This is a genomic window from Paenibacillus turicensis (assembly GCF_050461185.1).
Lineage (GTDB): Bacteria > Bacillota > Bacilli > Paenibacillales > Paenibacillaceae > Fontibacillus > Fontibacillus turicensis_A.
Genome location: NZ_JBCMOR010000005.1, coordinates 144,098 through 169,724 on the forward strand (window position 1 = coordinate 144,098; position 25,627 = coordinate 169,724).

Annotated in this window: 29 protein-coding genes; 15 read left to right on the forward strand and 14 right to left on the reverse strand. The window is 37.8% G+C overall.

Going from position 1 to position 25,627, the window contains the following annotated elements; translation table 11 throughout:
• Positions 1-21: 21 nt before the first annotated feature.
• From ABE099_RS02705 to ABE099_RS02715, 3 genes are all read right to left on the reverse strand, one after another.
• The gene (locus ABE099_RS02705; protein WP_430027125.1) at positions 22-543 is read right to left on the reverse strand and encodes a hypothetical protein; all 522 of its coding nucleotides are present in this window, start codon (positions 541-543) and stop codon (positions 22-24) included.
• A 55-nt stretch (positions 544-598) separates the two neighbouring features.
• Positions 599-1,504 carry a phosphotransferase gene (locus ABE099_RS02710; RefSeq protein ID WP_430027127.1) on the reverse strand — a complete coding sequence of 302 codons (906 nt, stop codon included), beginning with the start codon at positions 1,502-1,504 and terminating at the stop codon, positions 599-601.
• Between the two features lie 172 nt (positions 1,505-1,676).
• The gene (locus ABE099_RS02715) at positions 1,677-2,255 is read right to left on the reverse strand and encodes a DUF4256 domain-containing protein (RefSeq protein WP_430027129.1); all 579 of its coding nucleotides are present in this window, start codon (positions 2,253-2,255) and stop codon (positions 1,677-1,679) included.
• A gap of 220 nt (positions 2,256-2,475) precedes the next feature.
• Here ABE099_RS02715 and ABE099_RS02720 point away from each other — a divergent pair, with 220 nt between their 5' ends.
• The 5 genes from ABE099_RS02720 (at position 2,476) to ABE099_RS02740 (ending at position 5,326) form a co-directional block, all read left to right on the forward strand.
• Positions 2,476-2,712, forward strand: a complete 237-nt coding sequence (locus tag ABE099_RS02720; RefSeq protein WP_430027131.1) for a helix-turn-helix transcriptional regulator — start codon at positions 2,476-2,478, stop codon at positions 2,710-2,712.
• Positions 2,705-3,034, forward strand: a complete 330-nt coding sequence (locus tag ABE099_RS02725) for a 6-aminohexanoate hydrolase (RefSeq protein WP_430027133.1) — start codon at positions 2,705-2,707, stop codon at positions 3,032-3,034. Before ABE099_RS02720 ends, ABE099_RS02725 begins: the two co-directional genes overlap by 8 nt.
• A 35-nt stretch (positions 3,035-3,069) precedes the next feature.
• A complete protein-coding gene (locus ABE099_RS02730; protein WP_430027135.1) occupies positions 3,070-3,840 on the forward strand; it encodes a prolipoprotein diacylglyceryl transferase in 771 nt (256 codons plus the stop codon).
• Between the two features lie 39 nt (positions 3,841-3,879).
• Positions 3,880-4,647, forward strand: a complete 768-nt coding sequence (locus ABE099_RS02735; protein WP_430027137.1) for a class I SAM-dependent methyltransferase — start codon at positions 3,880-3,882, stop codon at positions 4,645-4,647.
• Between the two features lie 133 nt (positions 4,648-4,780).
• Positions 4,781-5,326, forward strand: a complete 546-nt coding sequence (locus ABE099_RS02740) for a hypothetical protein (protein WP_430027139.1) — start codon at positions 4,781-4,783, stop codon at positions 5,324-5,326.
• A gap of 109 nt (positions 5,327-5,435) precedes the next feature.
• Here the strand turns inward: ABE099_RS02740 and ABE099_RS02745 are convergent, their stop codons facing one another.
• Entirely contained in the window at positions 5,436-6,077 is a 642-nt protein-coding gene (locus tag ABE099_RS02745) for an FMN-dependent NADH-azoreductase (protein ID WP_430027141.1), read from the reverse strand.
• Between the two features lie 221 nt (positions 6,078-6,298).
• On the opposite strand from ABE099_RS02745, the gene ABE099_RS02750 reads away from it, so the two are divergent.
• The 5 genes from ABE099_RS02750 to ABE099_RS02770 all read left to right on the forward strand — a co-directional run bounded on the left by ABE099_RS02750 (position 6,299) and on the right by ABE099_RS02770 (position 11,921).
• Entirely contained in the window at positions 6,299-6,862 is a 564-nt protein-coding gene (locus tag ABE099_RS02750; protein ID WP_430027143.1) for an RrF2 family transcriptional regulator, read from the forward strand.
• Positions 6,863-7,537 (forward strand): response regulator transcription factor, encoded by a 675-nt coding sequence (locus ABE099_RS02755; protein ID WP_430027145.1) that lies wholly within the window; start codon positions 6,863-6,865, stop codon positions 7,535-7,537.
• A 3-nt stretch (positions 7,538-7,540) separates the two neighbouring features.
• Complete coding sequence (locus tag ABE099_RS02760; RefSeq protein WP_430027147.1) at positions 7,541-8,530, forward strand: sensor histidine kinase; 990 nt, start codon at positions 7,541-7,543, stop codon at positions 8,528-8,530.
• Positions 8,531-8,631: 101 nt separating this feature from the next.
• Positions 8,632-9,315, forward strand: a complete 684-nt coding sequence (locus ABE099_RS02765; RefSeq protein ID WP_430027149.1) for an ABC transporter ATP-binding protein — start codon at positions 8,632-8,634, stop codon at positions 9,313-9,315.
• Positions 9,312-11,921 carry an FtsX-like permease family protein gene (locus ABE099_RS02770; RefSeq protein ID WP_430027151.1) on the forward strand — a complete coding sequence of 870 codons (2,610 nt, stop codon included), beginning with the start codon at positions 9,312-9,314 and terminating at the stop codon, positions 11,919-11,921. Before ABE099_RS02765 ends, ABE099_RS02770 begins: the two co-directional genes overlap by 4 nt.
• A gap of 68 nt (positions 11,922-11,989) precedes the next feature.
• Here the strand turns inward: ABE099_RS02770 and ABE099_RS02775 are convergent, their stop codons facing one another.
• A complete protein-coding gene (locus ABE099_RS02775) occupies positions 11,990-12,877 on the reverse strand; it encodes an alpha/beta hydrolase fold domain-containing protein (protein WP_430027153.1) in 888 nt (295 codons plus the stop codon).
• 139 nt (positions 12,878-13,016) lie between these two features.
• Here ABE099_RS02775 and ABE099_RS02780 point away from each other — a divergent pair, with 139 nt between their 5' ends.
• Complete coding sequence (locus ABE099_RS02780) at positions 13,017-13,916, forward strand: LysR family transcriptional regulator (RefSeq protein WP_430027155.1); 900 nt, start codon at positions 13,017-13,019, stop codon at positions 13,914-13,916.
• Between the two features lie 42 nt (positions 13,917-13,958).
• Complete coding sequence (locus ABE099_RS02785) at positions 13,959-14,417, forward strand: DinB family protein (protein ID WP_430027157.1); 459 nt, start codon at positions 13,959-13,961, stop codon at positions 14,415-14,417.
• A gap of 119 nt (positions 14,418-14,536) precedes the next feature.
• Here ABE099_RS02785 and ABE099_RS02790 read toward each other — a convergent pair whose 3' ends face one another.
• Positions 14,537-15,184 (reverse strand): Vat family streptogramin A O-acetyltransferase, encoded by a 648-nt coding sequence (locus ABE099_RS02790; RefSeq protein WP_430027159.1) that lies wholly within the window; start codon positions 15,182-15,184, stop codon positions 14,537-14,539.
• 111 nt (positions 15,185-15,295) lie between these two features.
• Here ABE099_RS02790 and ABE099_RS02795 point away from each other — a divergent pair, with 111 nt between their 5' ends.
• Positions 15,296-16,165: an SPL family radical SAM protein gene (locus tag ABE099_RS02795; protein WP_430027161.1), complete on the forward strand. Its 870-nt coding sequence runs from the start codon at positions 15,296-15,298 to the stop codon at positions 16,163-16,165.
• Here the strand turns inward: ABE099_RS02795 and ABE099_RS02800 are convergent.
• The 4 genes from ABE099_RS02800 to rlmD form a co-directional block, all read right to left on the reverse strand.
• A complete protein-coding gene (locus ABE099_RS02800) occupies positions 16,162-16,806 on the reverse strand; it encodes a hypothetical protein (protein WP_430027163.1) in 645 nt (214 codons plus the stop codon). The genes ABE099_RS02795 and ABE099_RS02800 overlap by 4 nt on opposite strands.
• 139 nt (positions 16,807-16,945) lie before the next feature.
• Entirely contained in the window at positions 16,946-17,293 is a 348-nt protein-coding gene (locus ABE099_RS02805) for a TIGR04076 family protein (protein ID WP_430027165.1), read from the reverse strand.
• 119 nt (positions 17,294-17,412) lie between these two features.
• A complete protein-coding gene (locus tag ABE099_RS02810) occupies positions 17,413-17,751 on the reverse strand; it encodes a hypothetical protein (protein WP_430027167.1) in 339 nt (112 codons plus the stop codon).
• 197 nt (positions 17,752-17,948) lie between these two features.
• Positions 17,949-19,466 (reverse strand): 23S rRNA (uracil(1939)-C(5))-methyltransferase RlmD, encoded by a 1,518-nt coding sequence (gene rlmD / locus ABE099_RS02815; RefSeq protein ID WP_430027169.1) that lies wholly within the window; start codon positions 19,464-19,466, stop codon positions 17,949-17,951.
• Between the two features lie 115 nt (positions 19,467-19,581).
• Here rlmD and recQ point away from each other — a divergent pair, with 115 nt between their 5' ends.
• Positions 19,582-21,408, forward strand: coding sequence for a DNA helicase RecQ (gene recQ / locus ABE099_RS02820; RefSeq protein WP_430027171.1), 1,827 nt, complete (start codon positions 19,582-19,584; stop codon positions 21,406-21,408).
• Between the two features lie 68 nt (positions 21,409-21,476).
• On the opposite strand, the gene ABE099_RS02825 is transcribed toward recQ, so the two are convergent.
• Genes ABE099_RS02825 through ABE099_RS02840 form a run of 4 tightly spaced genes read right to left on the reverse strand, consistent with a single transcriptional unit; the run spans position 21,477 to position 24,404 of the window.
• Positions 21,477-22,406 (reverse strand): alpha/beta fold hydrolase, encoded by a 930-nt coding sequence (locus ABE099_RS02825; RefSeq protein WP_430027173.1) that lies wholly within the window; start codon positions 22,404-22,406, stop codon positions 21,477-21,479.
• A gap of 35 nt (positions 22,407-22,441) precedes the next feature.
• Entirely contained in the window at positions 22,442-22,840 is a 399-nt protein-coding gene (locus ABE099_RS02830) for a VOC family protein (protein ID WP_430027175.1), read from the reverse strand.
• 29 nt (positions 22,841-22,869) lie between these two features.
• On the reverse strand, positions 22,870-23,451 hold the full coding sequence (locus ABE099_RS02835; protein ID WP_430027177.1) for a class I SAM-dependent methyltransferase: 582 nt from the start codon (positions 23,449-23,451) through the stop codon (positions 22,870-22,872).
• Positions 23,451-24,404 carry a TIGR01212 family radical SAM protein gene (locus ABE099_RS02840; protein WP_430027179.1) on the reverse strand — a complete coding sequence of 318 codons (954 nt, stop codon included), beginning with the start codon at positions 24,402-24,404 and terminating at the stop codon, positions 23,451-23,453. The genes ABE099_RS02835 and ABE099_RS02840 overlap by 1 nt, the downstream gene beginning before the upstream one ends.
• Before the next feature lie 450 nt (positions 24,405-24,854).
• Here ABE099_RS02840 and trmB point away from each other — a divergent pair, with 450 nt between their 5' ends.
• Positions 24,855-25,559, forward strand: a complete 705-nt coding sequence (gene trmB, locus ABE099_RS02845; protein WP_430027181.1) for a tRNA (guanosine(46)-N7)-methyltransferase TrmB — start codon at positions 24,855-24,857, stop codon at positions 25,557-25,559.
• Positions 25,560-25,627: the final 68 nt, after the last annotated feature.

Here is a 25,627-nt window from a genome sequence, read left to right on the forward strand (position 1 = left end):
TATCTAATAATTTATTCCCTTTTATGTTCGTGAAATGCCTTCTAATTGTTGTACGATAAATTCGGGTAGTGGTTCCTTCATCAATTTATTAATGACCTCTTTATTGGCAGGTTTACCCTTTAAGTATTCTAATAGTAGGTCAGCTTTGGCTGTTCGCTCCATAAGCGCATAAGCAACGTACCATACTTCGGGAGCGCTAATCTGAACACCTTGCCAAATGGTTGCAGGTATGGTTGGAATTTTACAAAGTTGCTGGTCATTATAGATTGCGAACTTTCCAAGGATCTCGACTTGTGGATCATCCTCGTGAATAGCTAGCTTATATTTCGTACCAAATGGATATTCAGCACCTGTAGTTTCTTTAATCGTAAAATGCTGTAATGCTTTTAGAATTTGTTCTTTGGGTGCGTCTGTCATAATATCCCAATCATTAATTGTATCACTTAAGCCCAAGCTTAGTAGCATCCCACTACCACCTAATGCATACTTGATGTTGGAAGATTCTAATTGTGAGGTGACAAGCGTTAAATTTTTAATATCCATAGTATAGTACCCCTTAAGTATAAAATGCGTCTTTTGTTTTTTAATTTTCCACTGATTACCTTGTTACCTTCTCATCGTACCAGCTTGGAATTAAGCTTTTAAAGTTATTATAATGCTTTAATGTTTTTTTACATCTAATTTTCATACCGTTAACTTCCTCTTGTCCAAATGGTTCTGCCCATTTAATGGAGTAAAGAGAGGAGTGCGCGGCATATACAGCAAGTGTTTCCCAGAATTCGTCCGGTACAGCATCATCAAAATAAGCATCGATTTGCCCTTGGCAATACGGAATGCTTAACTCATTTGCAAAACTTTCAAGCTTATAAAATTCCTCATACGGGTCTCCAATTTCCCAACGTTCAAGATCAATAACACCAATTCCTCCTTCAGGTGTGTAGATGAGATTGCCAGGGTGAAAATCGCCATGCTGATACACGGGAGGCTGCAACCACATTTTGTGCAAATTTTGATTTACGTATTGGATGATAGCTTCATCATTTGGAATTCTCACATTTGAATCTATATAGCTTTGGAGTTGCATTCTTTTTTTAGGGACCTTAGTTTCTGTTGGTAATTCATCCTTAGGTAGGTCGAGGTTATGTATTTTTTTTAGTATGTGTCCTGCTTCCCGACCTAATTTGTATTGTGTAGCTACATCTAGCTGTGGTAATACATCTTCCAAATCTACACCCTCAACCCATGTTAACAGCATATAGACTTGCTGATTGTCGTTACAGCTACCAAAGTAAATGGGTTTAGACATCGTGAACCCTAATTTACTGTATTTAGAAATGATTGCGAATTCCTTTTCCTTGACACTATATTCGCTTATGTCCGAAATTCTTAATAGTTGTTTTTCGTTATTTTTTGTTTTAATGAAATATTTAGTGTCATTAGAATAACCTTTATTAATTTCTTCAATCGTAAGCCAAGTATCATAATTTGGAATGTCTTGTAACATAGTTTTACGCTCCTTTTAAGAGATTTGGACTCATTTTATAATTATATTGGAGATAGATTATAACATGGATACGTGCCATAGTGTAAAAATTACAATAGAAAAGACGCTCTCATTCCCGCGGATGAAGGGAAAAAGCGTCTTGATTGGAGTATTTAAATTCCTTGATTAATTTTTACACTCGTAATGCACCACGGAAACCTCTTGCAGCATAATAGGATTCGGCTCCATTATGGTATACAAATACAGTGTTATAACGACGATCTCCGAAAATAGCACCACCGAGGTTCCTAATATCTTGAGGGGTTTCTAGCCAACTCGATGTTTTCAAATCAAATTGACCAAGCTGTTGTAACTCGCGATACCCAGCCTCCGTTAAAATTTCGATGCCCATCTCTGAAGCCATCTGTATTGCACTATTTTCTGGTTTATTATTTTTTCTGGAATCAAGCGCTTCTTGATCATAGCACACACTTCTTCGACCCTTTGGACTTTCAGGAGAGCAGTCATAAAAAATATATTGATCTGTGGCTTCATCATAGCCAACTACATCTGGTTCTCCCCCTGTTTTCTCCATTTCATACAGCGACCATAGTTTGTGGGTGTTTTCTTCGAGTCTTTGTTGTAACGTTGTCCATTCAAGAAGTTCATGTCGATTCATATTTTCTTCAAACCGTTTTTTTAACAAATGTAGAAATTCCTCTTGTTGCTCTGGCTGGAGCTGTTTACTAGTGTTGATATTACGATTCGTCAAATTTCTCACTCCTTTACTTAATAGCTTTCCAGATTAGGCAATCATTAATACTTTATTAACAATAAATGATATTTAAATTTAACCATGAAGTAATAAAAAATGACAATAGAAGCATACTATATCTTTAAATATGATAATTCCATTTATATATTATATAAGTTAACTTTACTTTTTATAAAGTATAGTATACACTATTTTTGAGCAAAGGGAGGTGTTCGTTTTGAAAGAAGACTTTGGAGACTCCATTAATAATAAAGTTTATGAACATAGAGTTTTAAGGAGAATGACTCAAAAGGAATTAGCCGATGCTGTTGGAGTTTCTAAACAAACCATTTTCGTAATGGAAAAGAACAATTACTCTCCATCGCTTGTTTTAGCTTATAGAATTGCAGACTATTTTGGAGTGAATATTAATGAAATTTTTACTTACGTGAGGAAGGATGATCATAATGATTGATGTATTAAATCATTGGATGTCAGAAAGCACACAGAATTTCAATATTATTGTTGGTCTAACGATGGCTTTATATGTAGGATCACTAACTGTGCTTTTGTATATTGTTAATAAATTTGGCAAGCCGGATGAAAGAACCAATGCGATTTATCTTAAAATTATTTCCTGTATGTTCACTACACAGCTCATTATGAGTACCGTTTTTATTACATTTGTTGATGGGGATATACAATTTTTCCGCCAGTTCTTTGTTCTATTTCAAGCGGTTGTATTTTTAGTTGGTGCAATTTATGCTTTTAGACTTTATAAAAAAGATTATAAATGATCTTATACAATATTATTAAAATAGGGGGAGAAAATATGTATAATGAGTTGCTCAAGATCGGGCCAGTAACCATTTATGGATATGGCTTAATGATCGCGTTAGGTGTTTTAGTGGCTTATCAGCTTGTTGCTTATCGAGCGGCAAACCGCCAGCTCGAATTATCTCATGTTTATTCTTTGACCGCTTGGTGTCTAGTGGGTGGATTTATTGGTGCAAAACTATTGTATTGGATGACCCAAATCCCAAATATCATAAATGATCCAAAGATTCTTCTGAACTTTTCCGATGGGTTTGTCGTTTACGGTGGGATAATTAGCGGAATTGGGGTTGGTTTAGTGTATTGTAGGATCAAAAAAATTAATTTCCTGAAGCACCTAGACCTATTTGTACCCTCTGTTGCGTTAGCGCAAGGATTTGGAAGAATCGGTTGTTTGCTCGCAGGCTGCTGTTACGGCAAAGAAACACACGGTTGGTTTGCAATTACTTTTCACCACTCTGAGATCGCACCAAATGATGTCGCACTGATACCTACACAAATTATGGAGAGCGTGTTTAACTTTGCCCTTTGTCTCATGTTGATTCTTCTAGCTAAAAGGGTCAATAAAGATGGAGTCGTTGCCGCAACCTATTTGATCTTATATAGTCTTGGGAGATTTATCATCGAATTTTATAGAGGGGATATGATTCGAGGCCAAGTGGGATTGCTCTCAACCTCACAACTCATCTCACTCATAGTTGTTCTAGCAACTAGTTTAGTTCTATTCCTTTTCCGACACCAAAACCAATTGACAGGCAAAAATGTATAAAGTGATGAAGTTATCAAAAGATGAGGAGGAGAGATTAGCATGTCTTTTAGCAACTATGGTGAGCTATGTACAGAGGTATATGAGCTTACGAAAAAAATTGGACACTCGTTGAGTGGAGATATTGAGTTTTATCAAAATAAGCTGAAATCTTATAATGGAAAAGTGCTTGAGGGGATGGTTGGTTCCGGACGAGTTTTAATTCCTCTTTTAGAAGCAGGTATACGAATCGATGGAGCTGATTATTCACCCGAAATGTTAGCGGCGTGTCGTAAGCATTGTGCAGAGAGAGGATTAAGCACTAATTTGTACGAATCCAACCTACAAGAGTTAGCTTTACCACAGCAATATGAAGCAATTATTATTCCTGGTGGTTCTTTTTTGTTAGTTGAAGATCGCAATGAATCTATTGAAGCCTTGAAAAAATTGCATCAACATTTACAACCAGGAGGAAAACTCATTTTAGATCTCTTTTTGCCTGAACCTGATTTTGATGTAAGTAAAGGTGGGGAGGTATCTACTTTTCATTTACCTGATGGGGATCTTATTACATTGGAGCGTAAATTAGTTGAAGCTAATTTCTTGGAGCAATATAAAGTATATTATTTGAAGTATGAAAAATGGCGTAGTGGAAGTCTGCTTCAAACTGAGCTTCAGCGTTTTGCAATGCGTTGGTATGGTGTGGAGGAGTTCAAGCTGCTATTAGCGGAAATTGGGTTCGAGGACATTCAAGTGTATGCTGATTATGATGAAAATAAAGCGCCAAGTGATGCACAGCAAATTTTTGTGTATGAAGCAATAAAGAAGTAGATATTATGTAAACTAAAGTAAAGTATGTGTAACTATAAGAAACTAGCATATTTAAAATTATGATCAAATCCCCGTAAAACATGATAAACTATAAGTTAATGCCACATAAAATTAGGGAAAAGAGAGAAGAATTGTGTCTGAAAAACTTTCAGGTATTTGTGTCTGCGTCATACTTCTAATGTTAACGTTATTGGGCTGTTCTATAAAGGATAGCAAAGACTTTGCTGCTGAAACAAAGCAAGTTCAGCAATATATAGATATATCCCAAATACCAACTATTCAAGGACTTCAAGTTAAGGAAATCGCGGTTAAACTAGATGAAGGTATTGAGCATGAATCAACAGCTCATCAAGGTACGGTCATCATCACTTATATCAACAATAAAGGACAAGAAATAAAAGATGTACAAACAGATCAAGCTGTAAAGTATATTTATGGACCATACGATGGTAAGCAGATCATGAAAATTGAGATGACAAATAGAAAGACGGAGCTTCAAGAAGGTCTTCAGCAAAAAACAATAAATGGATTGCAACTTCATTATACAAATATAAATAATCGATTAATTATTTTCACTGAGTACAAAAATATTTCTTTTACTTTAGAAGGACGCGTAACGGAGGAATTTTCAGAGGAAAAGCAATTTAAATTATTTACAGAGGCGATTTCGAAGCTTTAATTATATAAAAATTAAACTGCACATCAATGATAGAGATGATCACACAAACTATCGCTTTGGGTGCAGTTTTTAGTATTTATTGAGGCGTTCTGTGCTACATTTTTTTGCTTTACTTTAGAGCAAGTTGTGTAGCCAATTCATGCGCCTCTTTGTAGCCTTTTTCTAATACTTCATTTCGATCTAATAGATCAGTTCCTTGCACTCTAACAATCTCATAATCCTCGATACCAAAGAAGTTAAACATAGATTTAAGATAGTTATGGCTATATTCAATCTCAGTATACCAATCGTTGTTGGTATAAATAGCACCACTCCCTTGAATAACAACCATACTTCTTCCGTCCTTTAATAGACCTACCGAACCATTTTCCGTATATTTAAACGTTTCTTTTGCAATCATAATATTGTCCATATAATCTTTTAATTTGGATGGGACATTAAAGTTGTGTACTGGATAAACAATGATATATTTATTTGCACTTTTAAACTGCTTTAATATTTCATTCATACGATCCGTTACTTTCTTTTCCTGTGAAGTTAATGGTTCGCCTTTGCCTTGTTTTTTCCATGCACCTAAGACAGTTTTATCTAACATAGGGACTTCATTTTCATATAGATTTATTTGTTCAATTGACTCTTCATGGGAGTGCTTTTCTTTATATACTTTCAAAAAATAATTCAATACATTTAAACTTGCTGAGGTTTGTGAATCAAATTCTGGGTGTGCATTGATAACAAGTAGTTTACTCATGGACAATTTCCCCCTAAATAATTTTGATAGAGCTATTCAAATTAAGTTGATCATTAATTGTGGATTAAATTAATCGTGGATTAAGTAAGTCCATAATATAATCGCTTTCATTAAATGTCAATTGATTTCGTGTAGTCACTTATGTAAATTGGCAAAGATAAATTTGGTGCTATACTAATTAAATAAACACTTTTTATTATGGAAGTAGGGGATTTTTCTAAATGCAATATAGTGTTATGGTTGAATATGCCTTGCATAGCCTTGTTTATTTAATAGATATTCCTGAAGAAGAAAGTATTGGGATTAAAGACCTTTCAGAATTTCAAGGACTTTCGGAAACCTATCTTTCAAAGGTATTAGCAAAATTAGCTAAAGCAGGTATTGTGAGCTCTACTCCTGGGGTAAAGGGAGGGTACAGATTAGCTAAAGCTCCGGAAGAGGTTTCTTTTTGGGATGTAATCGAAGCAGTTGAAGGAGTAAAGCCGATTTTTCAATGTAAAAACATATTAAAGACAAATATGATGTATGTTGATAAAGAACATAAAATAGATAAAGAAAACAAAGTGGATCAAGAAGCTCAAGAAGAGTCTTCCTGTGCCTGTACCTCAGGCAATACAACTTGTCTGATTAATTTAACAATGCTCGAAGCAGAAGCTCACATGCGTGAATACCTTCGTAAGAAAACACTGTTTTGGTTAAATAAGGAGCTCACTCAAACCTTGCCTGAACATGTGCAAACAGGTACACGAGAATATTTTTTCAAGAATAAAGGAAGGTCAAAGTAGATGACACACATATTTTTGGTTGAGGACGATAAGGCAATTGCTAAAAACCTGACTCTTTTGCTCCATTCAGAAGGATTCTCAGTTACCCATGCCGCTACGCGTAGTGAAGCCATTACCCTACTTGAAAGTAATAAATTTGATTTGGCACTTATTGATATTTCTTTGCCTGACGGAAATGGATTTACGGTTTGTACAGAAGTTAAAGAGACGTTAAATATACCGGTTATTTTTCTGACCGCCTCTGGAGATGAGGCAAGCGTGGTGACTGGATTAAATATTGGTGCAGATGATTATATCACCAAGCCTTTTCGCCCCCGTGAATTAATTGCACGAATTGCAAATGCTTTGCGGAAAAGTGGACGTTCTGCTTCCCATTTTGATATTCATGGACTTCATGTGGATACAGCAAGTGGTGTGGTGAAAAAAAACGGGAATGAAGTATTTCTATCGGCATTAGAATACCGTTTATTATTAGTATTTATTAGCAACCCAAAAGTCATTATTACGCGGGGAAGATTGCTAGATGAATTGTGGGATGCAGCAGGCGAATTTGTGAATGACAATACTTTAACAGTGTACATCAAACGTTTGCGTGAGAAGATAGAGGTTGATCCAACAAGCCCTGAGATCATTTTAACCGTTCGTGGGACGGGGTACAGATTAGGGGGCGAGTAGAGGATGCTTAGAAATAAAGAAATTAGGCAGTTTATGATTGTGTTTGTTCTCCTTACAGTTGTTGCTGTCACGCTGGGGTTTACAATTAATGAGATGGCGGGAATTGTTATCATTACTTTTTCCGTTGTTATTGGTATGCTCTTTTTTAGATTTACTAAAGCACGATACCAAAGCATTGCAGACATTTCTAATCAAATTGATCTTTTGCTTCATAATGCTGACTACATATATATTGGAGATTCAGAAGAAGGAGAACTTTCTATTTTACATAGTGAAATTACAAAAATGACGTTGCGTATTCGGGAGCAAAATGAAGCCCTGAAAAAAGAAAAGGAACATCTTGCCGATTCCCTTGCCGACATCGCACATCAGCTTCGAACTCCACTAACCTCTGCGAACCTCATTTTGTCTTTATTAGGTAACAACCCGGATGAAAACGAACGAAAAGCATTTTTACGAGAAGCAGAGGAACTGCTTGTACGTATGGATTGGCTTCTTACCTCTCTGCTAAAAATATCTCGCTTAGATGCTGGCATTGTCATTTTCCAAAGGGAGCAAGTTGATGTTAGTCACTTAATTAGTATTGCGATTCGCCCGCTTTTGATCTCAATGGAGCTGCATAATGTTGATTTGCATATTGATGTACCAAAAGGAGTAGTCGTTGAAGGCGATTCAGGCTGGCTTTCAGAGGCTATTCAAAATATCCTTAAAAATTGCATGGAAAGTGCGGGAGATTGCGGAAAGATTGATGTTACATGCACAGATAACCTGTTGTTTACTGAGATCATGATCCATGATAATGGTGAAGGTTTTGCAAAAGAAGATTTACCTTATATCTTTGATCGATTTTATCGTGGCAAAAACCCCAATACTACTGGATATGGGATTGGATTGGCGCTTTGTAGAATGATTGTAACCCGCCAAGGTGGAAGCATTACAGCGAAAAATCACCCACAAGGTGGGGCGATATTTACGCTTCGTTTTCCGAAGTAAGAAAATGAAAAGTGACGAATCTCTCACCTGAAAGTCACTGACTTGTAAGATACAGGTTTTATGATATGAGTGAGTAGAGCAAGTGAAAGGAGACTCACGTCATGGAGTTTTTAAAGGTTGAAAATTTATGTAAGGTATACGGTAAAGGGGAAAATCAAGTTACGGCGCTGGACAATGTTTCACTAAGTGTTGAAAAAGGAGAGTTTACCGCCATCATTGGTTCGTCAGGCTCTGGTAAATCTACATTACTTCATATGATTGGTGGCGTAGATGTACCCACAAGCGGGAAGATATTTTTGAATGGCATGGATGTCTATGGTCAAAGCAACGACAAGCTTGCAATATTCCGCAGGAGGCAGGTAGGGTTAATTTATCAGTTTCATAATCTCATACCTACTTTAAATGTAGTGGAAAATATCACGTTACCCATCCTTATGGACAAGCGGAAGGTGAACGAGGAACGGCTTAACGAACTGTTAGACCTTCTTGGCTTAAAGGAACGGAAAAATCATTTACCTAACCAGCTTTCGGGTGGTCAGCAACAACGTGTTTCGATCGGGCGTGCCTTGATGAATGCGCCTGCGGTTATGTTAGCGGATGAACCTACAGGTAGCCTGGACAGTAAAAACGGACATGAAATTATTAATTTATTGAAATTAAGTAATCAAAAATATCGCCAAACCTTGCTTCTCGTTACGCATGACGAAAATATCGCTTTACAAGCAGATCGGATTATTGGAATATCAGACGGCAAAGTTGTGAGAGACGAGCGGGTGCGGTCATGAATATTTTCAACAAAGTTACCCTGCAAAGCATGAAGAAAAGCCGTACAAGAACGATTGTTACGATTATTGGGGTTATGTTCGCCGCCGCCATGATCACGGGAGTTGCCACCTTTGCCACTTCACTTCAAGACTATATGGTAAAAGGGGCAACTATTAATTATGGTAATTGGCACGTTCAGCTGGTAGACGTGGATTCATCCTTTATACAGCAACAGGAGCTTAATAATAGTATTGAAAGAACTGCTGCCTTTGATAATGTTGGTTATGCCCAGCTGGAGGGGGGCAAAAATGCCAATAAACCCTATTTGTATATCGCTGGATTTAGTCCGCAAGCTTTTGAACACATACCGATTCATCTTCTTTCAGGCAGAATGCCTCAAAATAGTAACGAAATTATTGTGCCTTCGCATGTTTCAACAAACGGAGGGGTTAAGCTGGCTGTTGGCGACACGCTTTCTCTTGCAGTCGGAAATCGCATGGGAGGAAATAAAAGGCTAAATCAACATGACCCTTATATTTCTGGGCAAAAGGAAGGCACAACGAAAGAAATTTTCAGGCCAAATACCGAGAAAAGCTACACTGTTGTTGGAATATTTCAAAGACCTAAGTTCGAAGAAAGTTCTGCACCTGGATATACGGTAATTACGAAAGCGAACCCACAGGAAAAGTTGGAAAGCCAAAGCCTATTTGTAACATTAAAAAATCCTCGTGATGCTAAAGATTATGTCAGTAATGCTGCAAAAGGAAAAGCTTATGTCTATAACGAAAATGTGTTACGATTTATGGGAATTACGAATAACGATAATATGTTTAAAATGATTTTGTATATGTTAGGTGCGATTGTGCTCGCGATCATTATGATTGGCTCCATTTTTATGATTTATAACTCCTTTACGATTTCGCTAAATGAACGGACACGCCAATTTGGCATTCTCTCTTCGGTGGGAGCTACGCCAAAGCAATTACGAAATTCGGTGTTATTTGAGGGAATTAGTATTGGTATGATTGGTATCCCGCTTGGCATACTTGTCGGAATCGGTAGCATGGGGTTGGTCATTTCTGCGGTTACTAGCAATTTTGGTAATATGCTCTATGAAAATGTACCCTTAACATTAAAGATTTCTCTCCCTGCTATTGTTATTGCTGCAGTTGTCTCTATGGTCACAATTCTGATCTCAGCTTATATTCCTGCCAGAAAGGCAGCAAACACACCAATCATGGAAAGTATTCGTCAAAGCAATGAGGTTAAGGTGGAATCAAAGGCTGTTAGAACCTCCAAGCTGGCACAACGAATATATGGTTTAGAAGGGATGCTTGCCCTTAAAAACTTTAAAAGAAATAAAAAACGTTATCGTAGTATTGTGTTATCGCTTATTTTAAGTGTCGTGCTATTTATATCGGCAAGTTCTTTTGTCACTGATATGAAAATGACTTCAGAACGAGCCACTCTGTTTACGACCTATGATATTGGTGTCGCTACACCAGAGATCAAGGATAACGAAATGAAGATGCTTTTTGACAAATTAAAAGCAGTGGAGGGTGTATACGAAAGCTCGTATCATGTACTTATGAAGTATTCCCTGACTGCTAATTCGAGCGACCTTTCTGACTCCTACTGGCAAGAAACGGGTGGGAATTCCAATGAGGATAAGGTTAACCTTTCTACAAAAATTCAGTTTGTTGATGACGATACCTACACCAATATAGTGAAGAAGGTAGGTTTACCTGAAAAAGAATATATTACAGACAAAACGAAGCTGATTGCAGTTGCCAAATTAAATGGCCTTATGAAAGAGAATCGGAAGATGGAGGCGGAAGATATTCCTGATTTGTTTAAGTCGTCTTCCATAAAAATATCTGTTGCACAAGAGGTAGGTGGTCAGGTGAAAACAGAACAGGAACAGGTCATAAATCTGACCCTTGTTAATACCGTTCCTCCCGATACCTTGCCAATAATAGATGCTAAGCCCACTAATGATCCATATACCTTTATGATTTTAGCTCCTTATTCACTGAAAGAGAAATTTGAAACGCCTAGCAGTCACGTCGCTGTAAAGGGCATGACCTTTCTTTCGAAAAACGCAACAAAATCAGCAGATAAAATGGAACCAATTATTCAAGGAGCAGCAATTACAGGAGAATACAAGCTCTATAATATTCATAAATTGTTAGATGAAAGTCGCAACTATATATTTATTACTAATGTGTTTGCTTATACGTTTATTGTTATGATTTCGCTTATTGCGATTGCGAATGTATTTAATACAATTTCCACAAATATTAAGCTTCGTCGGCGCGAGCTTGCTATGCTTCGCTCTGTAGGGATGTCTGAACGCAATTTTCAGAAGATGATGAATTTTGAGTGTGCCTTTTATGGACTGCGGGCGTTACTTATTGGGCTTCCTGCTGGAATAATATGTTCTTGGCTTATTTATAAAGGAATGTTTGTTGCTGGTGCGGATAATATTGATTATGTATTCCCATGGGAAAGTGTTGGAATAAGCGTCTTTGGAGTACTCTTTATTGTCTTTGTTACTATGCTCTATGCTATTAGTAAAATTAAAAAAGAAAACATAATTGATGCCTTGCGGGATGATATGACTTAAAATAATACAGACAAAATATAGCCCTTCGGATAGAAGAATCAGTATGTTCCCTATCTAAAGGGCTCAGCTTATTGCTTGTACTTAATAATATCTATTATTTGTTCCATTGCTTTCTTTGCTTCTGGAATCGGGAAGACAGGGAATACATGGTTCATTTTAGGATACTCAAAATAATTGATGTCTACTTTTTCTTTTTCGGCTAAGGCTTTAAATTTACGAGCGTCAGGCAAAAATATTTCATGCGTTCCTATAAATAACGTAATTTTACCTAAACCACGAATCGGACCATTAATTGGGCTGATTAAATAATTACTTGTAGGTGTATCACCAGCATAAGTTTTACCCGCTTCGATCAAAAGCGGTAGATCAAGCATTGGTTCTACTTTTAACAGTGACGATATTTCAGGATGATCAAGGTTAATATCCAGCCATGGAGACAGCAAGATGATATTACCGGGCTGTGGCAGTCCTTCTCTCAATATTAATTGTGATAATGCAAGTGTTAGACCGCCACCCGCAGAATCACCCATAATTACAATGTTTTCAGGTGAAGCTTTAGTTAATAAATCATTATAAATAGGTAGAACGCTATCTAACGCTTCGTGATACGTATAATTTGGTGCTTTCGGATAGATGGGAATAGTTATTGTTCCATTTAGTTTTTGAGTTAATTCATATAAAAACTTCCAATGCCATATCAGCGGCTGTTCAATATACCCTCCACCAGGCAAAAATAAGATTTGTCTCTCCTCTTGCTGCGAAGGGGATTTCATCAGATAGGTATCTACTGAATAGGCACTCGTTTTTGCAATATTGTATTTGCGTTGTAAATTTGCTGGAAGTAAATAAGGAGCATCATTTTCTTTTCTTTTTTTCTCTAAATAGGCAGTAGGATTAACTTCTTTTTTAGTTAATTTTAATAAAAGTTCAACAAGATAACTTCTCAAGCTTCTCATTTTGTTGCCCCCTTGCTGTGAATAACATTCACATTACTTTAGATTTTCCTTTGATATATTTTATGATACCAATATATTGTGATAAAATATATTTAATTAAAATTAATGATTATAAACTTTTATTTAAGGATGAAGTTTCATGAATATAATACAGCTACAATACTTGATTACGGCTGCAACCTATGGGTCCTTCACTAAGGCGGCTAGTGTTCACCACATGACAGTACCCACGATTAGTCAATCCATAAAACAGCTTGAGGGAGAAGTGGATACCATTATTTTTCATCGAACGAAAAAAGGAATCGTCGCAACGAAAGAAGGGGAACTCATTCTTCAACATGCAGCTTCTATTGTTAGAAGTGTCGATTTGATGAAGCATGAACTGTCACTGCTTAAAGAAGAATACTGTGAAAATATCATCATTTCTACGATTCCGGGGCTGGTTCCATTGGTTGTACAAGCTACAATTGAATTTGCTCAAAAATATCCTTTACTTAATGTACAAATGATCGAAGGAGATACACAGACGGTGATGAATCACGTCAATGAAGGGGATGCAAGTATAGGATTGTTTTCTTATAGCTCTAACCAGCAACAGGATAATTCCTTGGAATGGTTGCCTATCATCCAAGGTAAGGCGGCACTTATCGTGAGCAAAAATTCATCACTATGCGTTCTGAACACAATAAGTGCTGAAGATGTTAAAAACGAAGTATTTGTTCTTTATAAGGATGAAGATATTGAACATATAGCTCAGCAAATGCTAGATGAACAGCCGTCAAACCGCATTGCCCTTTCAACAAATAATATCGAGGCTTTATATCAAATGGTTGTTAGAGGAAACACAATTACGATCGCCCCTGATTTTATTACTAAGTTTTTACGTGAGAGTGATCAAGAACAGTTGGTAACGATCCCATTACAACAATATCAGATGGAGGACGTTATTTTGGGACGAATCACTAGAAAAAATGAACAGACGTCAAGAATCGTAAATGAGTTTACTGCTAGACTGATGGAATTATGTAAGGGTAAGTAGCTTGTGTTAATAAACTTTAATAAAAGTTAGGAGGAAGTACAATTGAGAACCTTGTTTCGATATAACTGGAGCGTAAGAGATGATTGGTTTACACTATGCAATCAAATTCCAAAGGAAGAATTGATTCGTCAACGTGTGGGAGGAGTAGGAAGCATCCTTCGTACATTTTTCCACATCATAGATGTAGAATATAGTTGGATTCGCGGAATACAGGGTAAGCCCGATATCCAAGCTCAATTTGAAGACTATCAGTCTATTGAGCAGATGAAAAACCTTTCGGATAGTTGGAGAAATGAAACACAGGATTTCTTAAATACATGGACAAGTAAATTTGAAAAAGAAGCCGTTACCGTTCCATGGACAGAAGGACGTTATACGAAAGGTGAAATCCTGCGTCATCTAATAGCGCATGAAATACATCATATGGGCCAGCTATCGATTTGGATAAAACAACTTGGGTTACAGCCTGTATCAGCGAATGTAATTGGAAGAAATTTATAGACAATTTATTAAGGCTCTATTTAAAAATTAGTACTTGACAACGACTGAAGGATGGTGGCTACGATCCAGAGTGTTCTTGCGATTGTTGTTAAAATCATATTCCTTGTTATTGAGTTTTTCTACTCAGTTAGTAGTCTCTTTAGTGTGTCTATATCGTTAACCGAAACCAATTGCTCGAGATTATTAAATATTTTTTGCTCATCCCAGTTCCACCATTGAAGCTCCAACAACAAATTAATCATCTCATCACTAAAACGCTTCTTTATCATTTTAGCAGGATTACCGCCAACAATCGTATAAGGCTCAACATTTTTTACAACAGTGGAGTTACTAGCAACAATGGCTCCGTCACCAATTTTTACACCTGGCATTATTGTGACATGTTGTCCCAGCCATACATCATTGCCAATTACAGTATCCCCTTTGAAAGGTAACTGTTCTATCGTAGGCGTGACCTTTTCCCAACCTCCAGCAAAAATATTGAAGGGATACGTTGTGAAACCATCCATCCGATGATTAGCGCCATTCATAACAAAAGTAACTCCTTCAGCTAAGGCACAAAACTTACCAATGACTAGCTTATCACCTAAAAAGTCATAATGATGCTGAATATTGTTATAAAAAAGTTCAGGTGAGCTTGTATTATCGCTATAATAGGTATAATCACCAAGCTCAACATTGGGTCTACTTGGTAAATTTTTTATGTAACATACGGTTTTAATATTTTCATTTGGATAAAGCTTATTTTTGTCAGGCGCTATTGCCATACCTACACTTCCTCTCATATGTATTTTAACCATGTTCGTGATGGCTGCCTTATATACTACATCAAAACATATCACTAAAAAATAAGTAAGTCTAATTTCTAGGGGGATACGATGCATTATACTCAAGTTAAGGGAATATTATCGTCCAAAAATGTGATGAACCTATATCGCGGCTGTACGCATGGCTGTATTTATTGTGACTCTAGAAGTAGTTGCTATCAAATGGATCATGATTTTGAGGATATTGCAATTAAAGGAAATGCAATTGAACTGCTAGAGGATACGCTAAAGCGTAAACGGAAAAAGTGTATGATCAGCACGGGCTCAATGACAGACCCTTATATGCCTTTGGAGTTAAAAATAGAAAATACTCGTAAATCACTACAGTTGATACATAAATATGGTTTTGGAGTTTCAATGATCACAAAATCAAATCGTATTTTGCGGGACATCGACTTATTACAGAAGATCAATGAAAAAACAAAATGTGTTGTGCAAATGACATTGACGACTGTGGATGAAGATTTGTGTCGTAAAATAGAGCCAAATGTAAGCACAACAAAGGAACGTTTTGAGGTATTGCTACAAATGCGTGATGCAGGAATACCTACTGTTGTCTGGTTGTCGCCTATTTTACCTTTTATCAATGATACGGAGGAAAATATTGCAGGAATCTTAGACTTATGCATTGAAGCCAAAGTTTACGGTATCCTTTGTTTCGGTATGGGTCTTACATTGCGAGAGGGGAATAGGGAGTATTTCTACAAGCAGCTAGACCTACAGTTTCCTCGTTTGAAGGAAAAATATATTCGTAACTATGGAAATCAATATTATATAGCGAGTCCTAATAACCGAAGCTTAATGAAACTGTTTCAACAAAAATGTCAGAAAAATGGGATTGTGCATGATGTAAATAGCATTTTTGAATATTTGAATACATTTGAAGAAAAGCAAACCTATGAGCAGTTGAGTCTTTTTTAGGTCACCTCTAAATAGCTCAACTCGCCTAACCAAACATCTCCGAGCCTAACACTATAAACAGTATCCTCACCGGTACTTATTTTTATAGTTTCGCGCCTGTAGGCTTTGTTTTTGATTGCTTCGATACTCTTATTAGTTCTAAAACCTAAACCTACATCATCTTGTAATTCAGAAAGACTATAATATTCTGACTCTAGGGCAAGCTCCCATTTAAAGTTGTGAAGATCAGGTAATTTCCCATACAGCTGTGAGGGGAAGGCTTTTTTGTCATTACTTTTTTCAAATGTATTATCGTAAAAATGCAAACAATCACGAAAAGCAACAACAATTTGTGAATTAATAAAATTAGGATGATAGAGCCAAATTTTTAAATAAAACGGTTCATTTAATGTTTTCATTTGCTGATACCAAGCTTGATACACTTCGATCATAGCCTCAAGTAGTAAACGAGAATACCACATCGGAGGATTCCGTCTAGTTAACCTGAAAAATGGATTAATCCATAATTTTACATAATCTCTATTGCTACGTAACAATTCTTCAATGTCCAAATCGATAAATCGTTGTTTCCATTGTTCGATTTGCTTAATTCTACGTCGCCAACCACGGATTTTCTTTTTGTTTGAAGATAGGTTTGCCATATTGTGTCCTCCCTCAATAAGTTCTATCACTTCATCATTATTTTGTAATCATAGACCAAGATGAAATGATAATCACCTTTTAAAAATACTCACGGAGAGTTTTCCACTTATCTCTAAACTGAACATAATAAAATCTAAACTAATCAAAAAACTTCCCCTTATAAAAATTCTCATTACCAAGTTTTTTCGCTGTCATTCTAAATATAACGCAACCATCTGGGCATACAATTTCCTTGCTATATTTGCTATTACCACCGATATTTTCTAAATCGCCACCACTTCTGACAGCCTCCATGATTGGAAACATTGTCATCATTACTTTTGAGCAAATACCTTGTCCATCTGCATTTACAGGACAACCATACGTACAAGTATACTTATCTCCGATTTCCTCGCCGTTTCGGCAATATCGCTCTGTGTGCTCACTACGAAGAAAGCCTATTACCTCAGTTTCCCATTCGTATTCCTCAGCATACCATTTTTTCATGATTAACCTCCAACTTTTATATCAGAATAATTAACAATTATTATGGTAAAGGAATAGAGCGTTTAAAGCTTGATTTCACTTGCTGTATTTGGTTTTCTCGATACTATTATGTTATGAGACTACTTTTTGCTTTTAATCACCCAATCTCCTTCATACAACCATACTTCCTCATCTTCATTCGTTAATTTAACTTCCTGCCAGTCTTTAGGATCATCGTATTCGAAGGTTTCAACAATCTTGTATTCTGAAAATGCCATTTTTGTCTCTGGTAATTTGGTGAAGATATAATTATTTGCGTTTTTCAGTCCCAGAAATTTTATTTTCTTAAGCCACTGTATAGCCGTGTCGAGTTCTCGTTTTCCTTCTAAAATTTGAGTATGAGTCTCGCCCTGAGCAACTTTAAGCTCCTGAATCAATTGATTACGTTTTATTTCAAGCATTTTAATAACGCTTTCCATAATATAATGACCTCCATATAATTATCTTTTCAACCACGCAGAACAAGCGCTCCATTGTCAGATATGTTGATTAATCTTCTGTTATAGAAATTTGACTGTGCGAATTAAGATATGGTGTTATCCCCTTTGCCGTTGCGTATCCAAAGACGAAACATAGTTCGCCCCGCTTCCGTTGGGGCATAAAACAAGCGGGGGAGTTACTCCCCCGCCAATTTAAGTAACACACAGCACTCCACCTGACTCGTCTGCGGAAACATATCAACAGGCTGAACCGATTCAATCTTATAGCCACCATCTAAAAACGCCTTGCAATCCTTAGCTAATGTAGAAGGGTTACAGGATACATAAATGAATTTCTCAGGTTTCGTATACAGTACAGCCTCAATAAAACGTGAATCAAGTCCAGTACGAGGTGGATCGGCAATAATGACGTCAGGCTTGAAGCCTTTTTTAACCCAGCGAGGAAGCAACTCCTCTACATACCCCTCATAAAAGCTCACATTATTCATGTCGTTATTTTTTGCATTATTTTTCGCATCTATGACCGCTTCGGGAATTGACTCAATCCCACGGATTTCCTTCGCATAAGGGGCGAGCCACAAACCAATTGTCCCTGTTCCACAATACGCATCGACAACTGACTCTTGACCAGTCAAGCCTGCATAAGCCCGCACCGTCTCATATAACGATATAGTTTGCATCGGATTAAGCTGAAAAAAGGCTCTTGGAGATAGGTTGAATTTAACTTCCCCAAGTGACTCTTCCATGTGCTGTGATCCCCATAGCAATACTGTTTTAGCACCAAACACAAGCGATGTATTTTTTGCATTAATATTCATAGAAATACCTGTAAGGTTTGCGATACGAATACGTAACTCAGCTACAATTTTATCTAGCTGTGGAATATTTTCGTTAGAAGTGACTAACGTGAGCTGTAGCTCATTTGATTGAAAGCCATAACGTACAACAACGGTACGAACGTAGCCATTTGCCCCACGAGCCTGAGCTTTAGTTACAGGTATTTTTAGCTTTTGTAAAATGGATGTTGTCGCAGCGATCGTTTCATTGAGTTTAGGGTGTTGGATTGGACAACCCGCTATATCAATTAACTGATGAGATTCAGGCGCATATAGTCCAGCAATCACTTTACCTTTTTCTAAGCCTAGCTGAAGCTGCGCTTTATTTCGATAGCCCCAAGGATGCTCCATGCTTAAAATTGGTTTGATTTTAATATCTTGTAAATTCGCATAACGAGCAAAAGCTTCCTTAACGATCTCTTCCTTCGCTAACGCTTGTCCCTTTGAAGATAGGTGCTGAATTTGGCACCCCCCACATTGATCATAAATGGGGCAGGGGGGCTTAATACGTTCTGCTGATTTTTTCTCCACATGCTGAATTAATGCCTCAATAAACTTATTTTCAGAGCGGGTTACTTTTGCTTTAACAACCTCACCTGGAAGTGCGCCGTTTATAAAAACAGCTTTCCGCCGGTAATAGCCAACACCTTCACCATTAATCCCGATTCTTTTAATCGTAACGACAATATTATCGCCAATTGTGAGTTCTTCCGCCGACTCCTTACTTTGAACTCTGTCATTTTGACCTTGAACCTTATCTTTTTTGCTCTTAGACAATTTATGATTAAATTTATTGTTTTTTGAGGTTGGGTTGTTCTTGCCTTTTGTATCCATAATGTTCATTTCTCCATCCTTCATCATTTCTTCATCCACAACTATACCATACTTTTATACTTAAAAAGGTTGCCGATTTCAGCTGTACTTAGGTAAACTTGATTTAGGTATTAAAAAAGTTGTAATAGGAGCTTGGTTTATGAATACGCAAACGGTTGATATGGAGCAAGCACGCTTCTATCTACAAAAATATTATGGTTACCCTGATTTTAGGGAAGGACAACGTCGTATTGTTGAAAGTGTATTGGCAGGTGCGGATACGCTTGGCATTATGCCTACAGGGGGCGGGAAGTCAGTATGTTATCAGATCCCTGCTTTGATGTTTTCAGGGCTAACCCTTGTCGTATCTCCACTTATTTCGTTAATGAAGGACCAAGTAGATGCTTTAACTGCGATGGGCATTCCTGCGGCGTATATTAATAGCACGTTAAGTGGAAAAGAAGTTAATGAGGTTATTCGAGCTGCGCGTCGCTCCCAAATTAAGCTACTCTATGTGGCGCCTGAGCGCTTAGAATTAGATTGGTTCCGTGAGGAGATGAAGCAGCTACAAATCTCGTGTGTTGCTGTCGATGAAGCCCATTGTGTCTCCCAGTGGGGACACGATTTTCGTACAAGCTATTTAGCCGTATCTCCATTTGTGGATGAACTGCCTGTCAGACCGATTGTGGCGGCGTTTACGGCGACAGCTACACCTCAGGTTATGGATGACATGACTAGCTTACTAAAGCTGTCAGAGCCTTCTGTTTTCGTTACAGGGCTTGGACGAGATAATTTGGCGATGACTGTATTGCGTGGGGAAAACAAACGGGAATTTATTTTAAATTATGCCCATACACATGCTCACCAGCCGGGAATTATATATGCTGCAACTCGTAAGGATGTGGATGACCTATATCAACGATTAAACGATAGTGGGGTCCCAACAGGCAGATATCATGCGGGTTTATCTGATCAAGAGCGAGAAAAAAGTCAGGAGAGCTTCCTTTATGATGATATTCGGGTCATGGTGGCAACAAATGCGTTTGGGATGGGGATAGATAAATCCAACGTTCGCTATGTGATTCATTACAATATGCCTAAAAATATGGAGGCTTATGTCCAAGAGGCAGGCCGTGCAGGTCGTGACGGTGATCCAAGTGAATGTATATTGTTATTTAGTGCCCAAGACATCATGACGCAAAAGTTCCTCATTGAGCAAAATCCTCAGGATGAGAGCCGCAAGCATAACGAATATCGTAAATTGCAGCAAATGGTGCAATATTGCTATTCTACGAGCTGTTTAAAATGGGCAATGCTAGATTACTTTGGAGAAGATCATGATAACAAGCCTTGTGGCATTTGTAGCTCGTGTCGAGATGAGAGGGAGTTAGTAGATCGTACGAGAGATGCGCAGATCGTATTTTCTTGTATTCATCGAATGAGAGAGCGGTTTGGTGTATCGTTGATTGCGGCAGTATTAAAAGGCTCTCGAAATAAAAAGGTGCTGCAATATGGCTTTGACCAGCTTCCAACCTATGCCATGCTGAGGGCACTTACGGAAAAACAAATTTCTGAGCTAATCAATTTATTTATTGCAGAAGGGTATTTACGTTTATCAGAAGGTCAATATCCGATAGTTCAATTAGAACCGTTAGCCGTAGATGTTCTAAAAGGCAATCATATTGTGATGATGCGTGCGCCTGAAGCTGAGAAGAACGTCAGTGATTCTAAAAGGAAAAAATCCTATGATACGGGTCCTTCGGCAGTTAATGAAGTGGTGTTTGAACAATTACGCCTCATTCGCCGAGAGCTAGCTGAACGAGATCGTGTTCCATCCTATATCATTTTTAACGATGCCACCTTGCGTGAGATGAGTGTTATTTGTCCAACTAGCGAAGTCGCAATGCTGAAGATTAAGGGAGTAGGGGAAGTGAAATTCCGTAAGTATGGTAAGCCGTTCCTAGACTTCTTTCAAGAAATGGATTAGTGCAAAGATAATAAATCAATATAAACAAAAAAGAGTGGCTGACTTCAAAGTCAATCACTCTCTTCTTACTACTGCACTTTGTTGTTTAGCCAAGTCAAAATATCATCTATTACCTCATCGCGATTAATTTCGTTTAGTATTTCATGCCTTCCACCTTCATACACCTTAACCTCAACATCTCGTAATCCAGCAGAGTGATACAACTGCACAAGTCTTCTTATGCCCGTTCCAAAGTGACTAACAGGATCTTGCGAACCACTCACAATATAAACAGGCTTGTCAGGATCAAGCTGCTGAACCATTGCTGGCCTGTGTAACTCATGTAATAAAGCAAATAAACCTGCAAAAAATCCAGCACTACATAAAAAGCCACAATGCGGGTTCTCCATATAGGCGTCGACTACTTGCTCATCTCTCGATAACCAATCAAATGGGGTGCGTACAGGTCGAAATCTATGATTGAAGCTACCAAAGGAAAGGGCGTTCAGCATTTTACTAGGGTGTCTATCCCCATACCATTGACATTCTAGCTTAGCTAAGCGTAGTGCAAGCCCTGTCAACGGACGAGGACCATTGGTACCGCTTAATAAAAATCCGGTATAGGGATCATGATCAACACACATCATTTTTTGGGTAAGGAACGAGCCCATACTATGTCCAAACAAAAATAAAGGTAAATTTGGATGGCGGTTACTAATCCATTCCCGAATTAATTTCATGTCGTCAAGCATACCCTCTAAACCATTATTTCCCGGGTAACCTAGGTCATCTATGGTAGGTGCAGTTTTACCATGACCACGGTGATCGTGAGCATAAACCATGAAGCCTTCATCGGTTAGTTTTTGAGCAAAAGGAGCATAACGTTCCGCTGATTCCGCCATGCCATGTGCGATATGTACAACACCTTTGATGTTGGTGTCAGGTGGAGAAGGGAACCAATGATAAATATGAACAAAATGACCAACATCGTTTAACAACGTATAGGTTTCTTCTGTCAAAAGATTGCGCTCCCTTCATCATGATATTATAAAAATTATTGTGCTAAATGCACTGGCTCAACAAATTCAATGACTTCCCCATCGGGACCACTGAAGAAAAAGAAGCGATTTCCATTCGGAAGCTCCCGTATTGAGGGACTTAATCCAGCTAAGCCTAACGAAGCAATCCGTTCATATTCTCGTTCGATATGACTAACGGTAAAAGCAATATGATGTACTTTGCCTTCATTCGCTAATGGCTCTGCATGCTTTTTAGAAATAAGCTCAATTTCAACATCGTCTTGTCCAGGGAATGCCATAAAAGCAAGACGTAACGTATCTTCAATTTCTCCAATAGTATGTAATAATTTTAAGCCAATAATCCGCTCGTAAAATTCAATCGAATCCTCTAAAGCAGATACACGAATTCCAATATGCTCAATTTTTCTAATCATCATTCATAACCCCACTTATATCATTAAACTTAACACTTTTTTTCGATTGCAATTAAATAAGGCGCAGTTGGACGTTGGATTTGTTTATACATAATTGCTTGACCTTTAGAGGGAGGAAGGGAGGCAGCCCAAGTCTCTACACTTGCCGCCTCCTGATCTCCGCCTGCATGACCAGGGTATAATACAATCGTTATAATTCCTCGTGGCTTTAATATATTTAAGGCAGCCTCTAATGCAGTCAATGTTGACTCTGTTAGCGTAATGATGGATTGATCACCCTCTTGTGAAGGCAAATATCCCAAGTTAAACATAATAGCATTAACCTTGCCGATTACCTCACTTGGTAAAAACCGCTGCATCTCTGCGTGACTGCCAAGAATAAGCTGTACTTCAGCGATAGGTGTGTCTGCTTGCTGTAGGCGTGCTCCCGTTTGTTCCAGTGCAGATTGTTGAATATCGAATGCAAATACTTTACCTCTTTTTCCACAAATACGAGCTAAAAATAATGTATCTGCCCCCGTTCCCGCTGTGGCATCTACGGCAATATCTCCTGGCTGAAGCCGTTCATTAATTTGCTTCTGAGCAAAGCTTAAAACAGAAATAAAGCCCATTAACGACCCCTCCACATTTTACCTTGCCACGTATCCCGTTGTTTCAGCTCATCATCAATGGCATTTAGCACTTCCCATTTTTTAAGACTCCACATCGGTCCGATAAGTAAATCCCTTGGTGCATCTCCCGTTAACCGGTGCACAATCATTTCTGGGGGCAGAAATTCTAACGTATCCACAATCAGCTTCACATATTCATCTTGCTCCAAGAATCGTAATAAGCCTGCTTCATATTGTCGAACCATCGGCGTTTTGCGCATTAAATGCAATAAATGAATTTTAATCCCTTGAACATCCATTTGTGCAACCGCACGACCTGTATCTAGCATCATCTCATGACTTTCTTGGGGCAAGCCATAAATGATATGGGTACATACTCTTATATTGTGCTTGCGTAGCTTCTCAACAGCCTCAATATAACATGCTGTATCATGTGCCCGATTAATTAGCTCTGATGTAGATTCGTGAATCGTTTGTAAACCCATTTCGACCCATAAGTATGTGCGCTCATTTAATTCTGCTAAATACTCGACAACATCATCAGGGAGACAGTCGGGTCTCGTTGCAATTGATAAACCAACCACCCCTGGCTGCTCTAAAATCGCTTCGTAATATTCACGTAGCTCTTCTACAGGTGCATAGGTGTTAGTATAAGCTTGGAAATATCCAATATACTTAGCTTCAGGCCATTTTATATGTTGGCGATCACGAATTTTATTAAACTGTGTTACGAGGTCGTCACGTCTGCTGCCAGCAAAATCTCCTGACCCACGTGCGCTACAAAATGTACAGCCACCCTTTGCAATAGAACCATCTCGGTTTGGACAAGTAAACCCAGCATCAAGCATAACCTTGAATACTTTTGATCCAAAGGTTTCTCTCATTTCTGTGTTCCATGTATGAAAACGTTTGTCACTCCACAGCTTAGGTGCAGTGTTAGATTGAATACTCATGTTAGCTCCTTTATGATAAGAACAGATTTATTCCACTATTGTAACAAAAAAATATAAGATTAGGGAAATATGAGTGTGCACTTTGTTGCAGTGTCATACAGATTATGTTATTTTGAATGTAACAAAGGATTTTGCTTGTTGTAATGTACATGAATAATGTACATCTTAATTAGAATTATTTAGATGAAAAAAATAGTATGAGGCAAAATCCTCACCCAATTTCGTTGGACCCCAATTCCAAATATAGAAAAAGGAGTTTTGAATACCTGTTCCCCGGCAGATATTTAAGATTCCTTTTTCATTTTTAGGTAATTTATAGGGCTTACTATGATAACTATACAAGCTGAGTCTTTACAAGTAGGGTGGTTTAAGGCACAATATTGCAGTAATGGACTAATATTAGTTATGGACTAACAGCAGTAATGGAATAATAGAAGGCGGAGGAATGACATGCGTTTACGCGGTAGAAAAGGCATACGAGAAAATTTAGAAATGCAAACCGATCTTGTAATTTTAGATCCTAGTAATTATAAAGGACGTTGGGCTGAGGTTTTTGGTAATGATCGCCCCATTTATATTGAGCTGGGTATGGGAAAAGGTCAATTTATTAGTGGAATGAGTGTCAAATACCCAGATGTGAATTTTATTGGGATGGATATGTACGACGAATTAGTACGTCGTTCTAGTGAAAAGGTACGTGCGATTTGGGAAGAACAGGGCGGTAAGCCCGATAGCGTTCGTTTAGCACTTGGTAACATTGAATCATTAGAAGATTTTTTTGATGAAAATGAAATCGAGCGTATTTACCTTAACTTTAGTGATCCTTGGCCAAAAGCAAAACATGGGCGTAGAAGATTAACACACCCACGGTTTTTAGATAAATATAAACATGTGCTTAATGATGAGGGTGAAATTCACTTTAAAACAGATTCACGAGATTTGTTCCAATTCTCTTTAAATGCTTTTGCAGCTAAAGGATTACAGATGAACAATATCTCCTTGAGCTTGCATGGACAAGGGATTGCTGAAAATAATGTGATGACAGAATATGAGAGCAAATTTGTAGGGCAAGGAATGCCAATTCATCGCGTAGAGGTTGTGATTGGAGAAAAAGCTCTAGCTCGTTATCATAAGCATAAAATGGATCAATTTTAAATAAAAATGGGTTGTTGTCAACTACTAATTTTAAGACTCTACACTAAGTAGGAGCTTGGGGCCAGTCC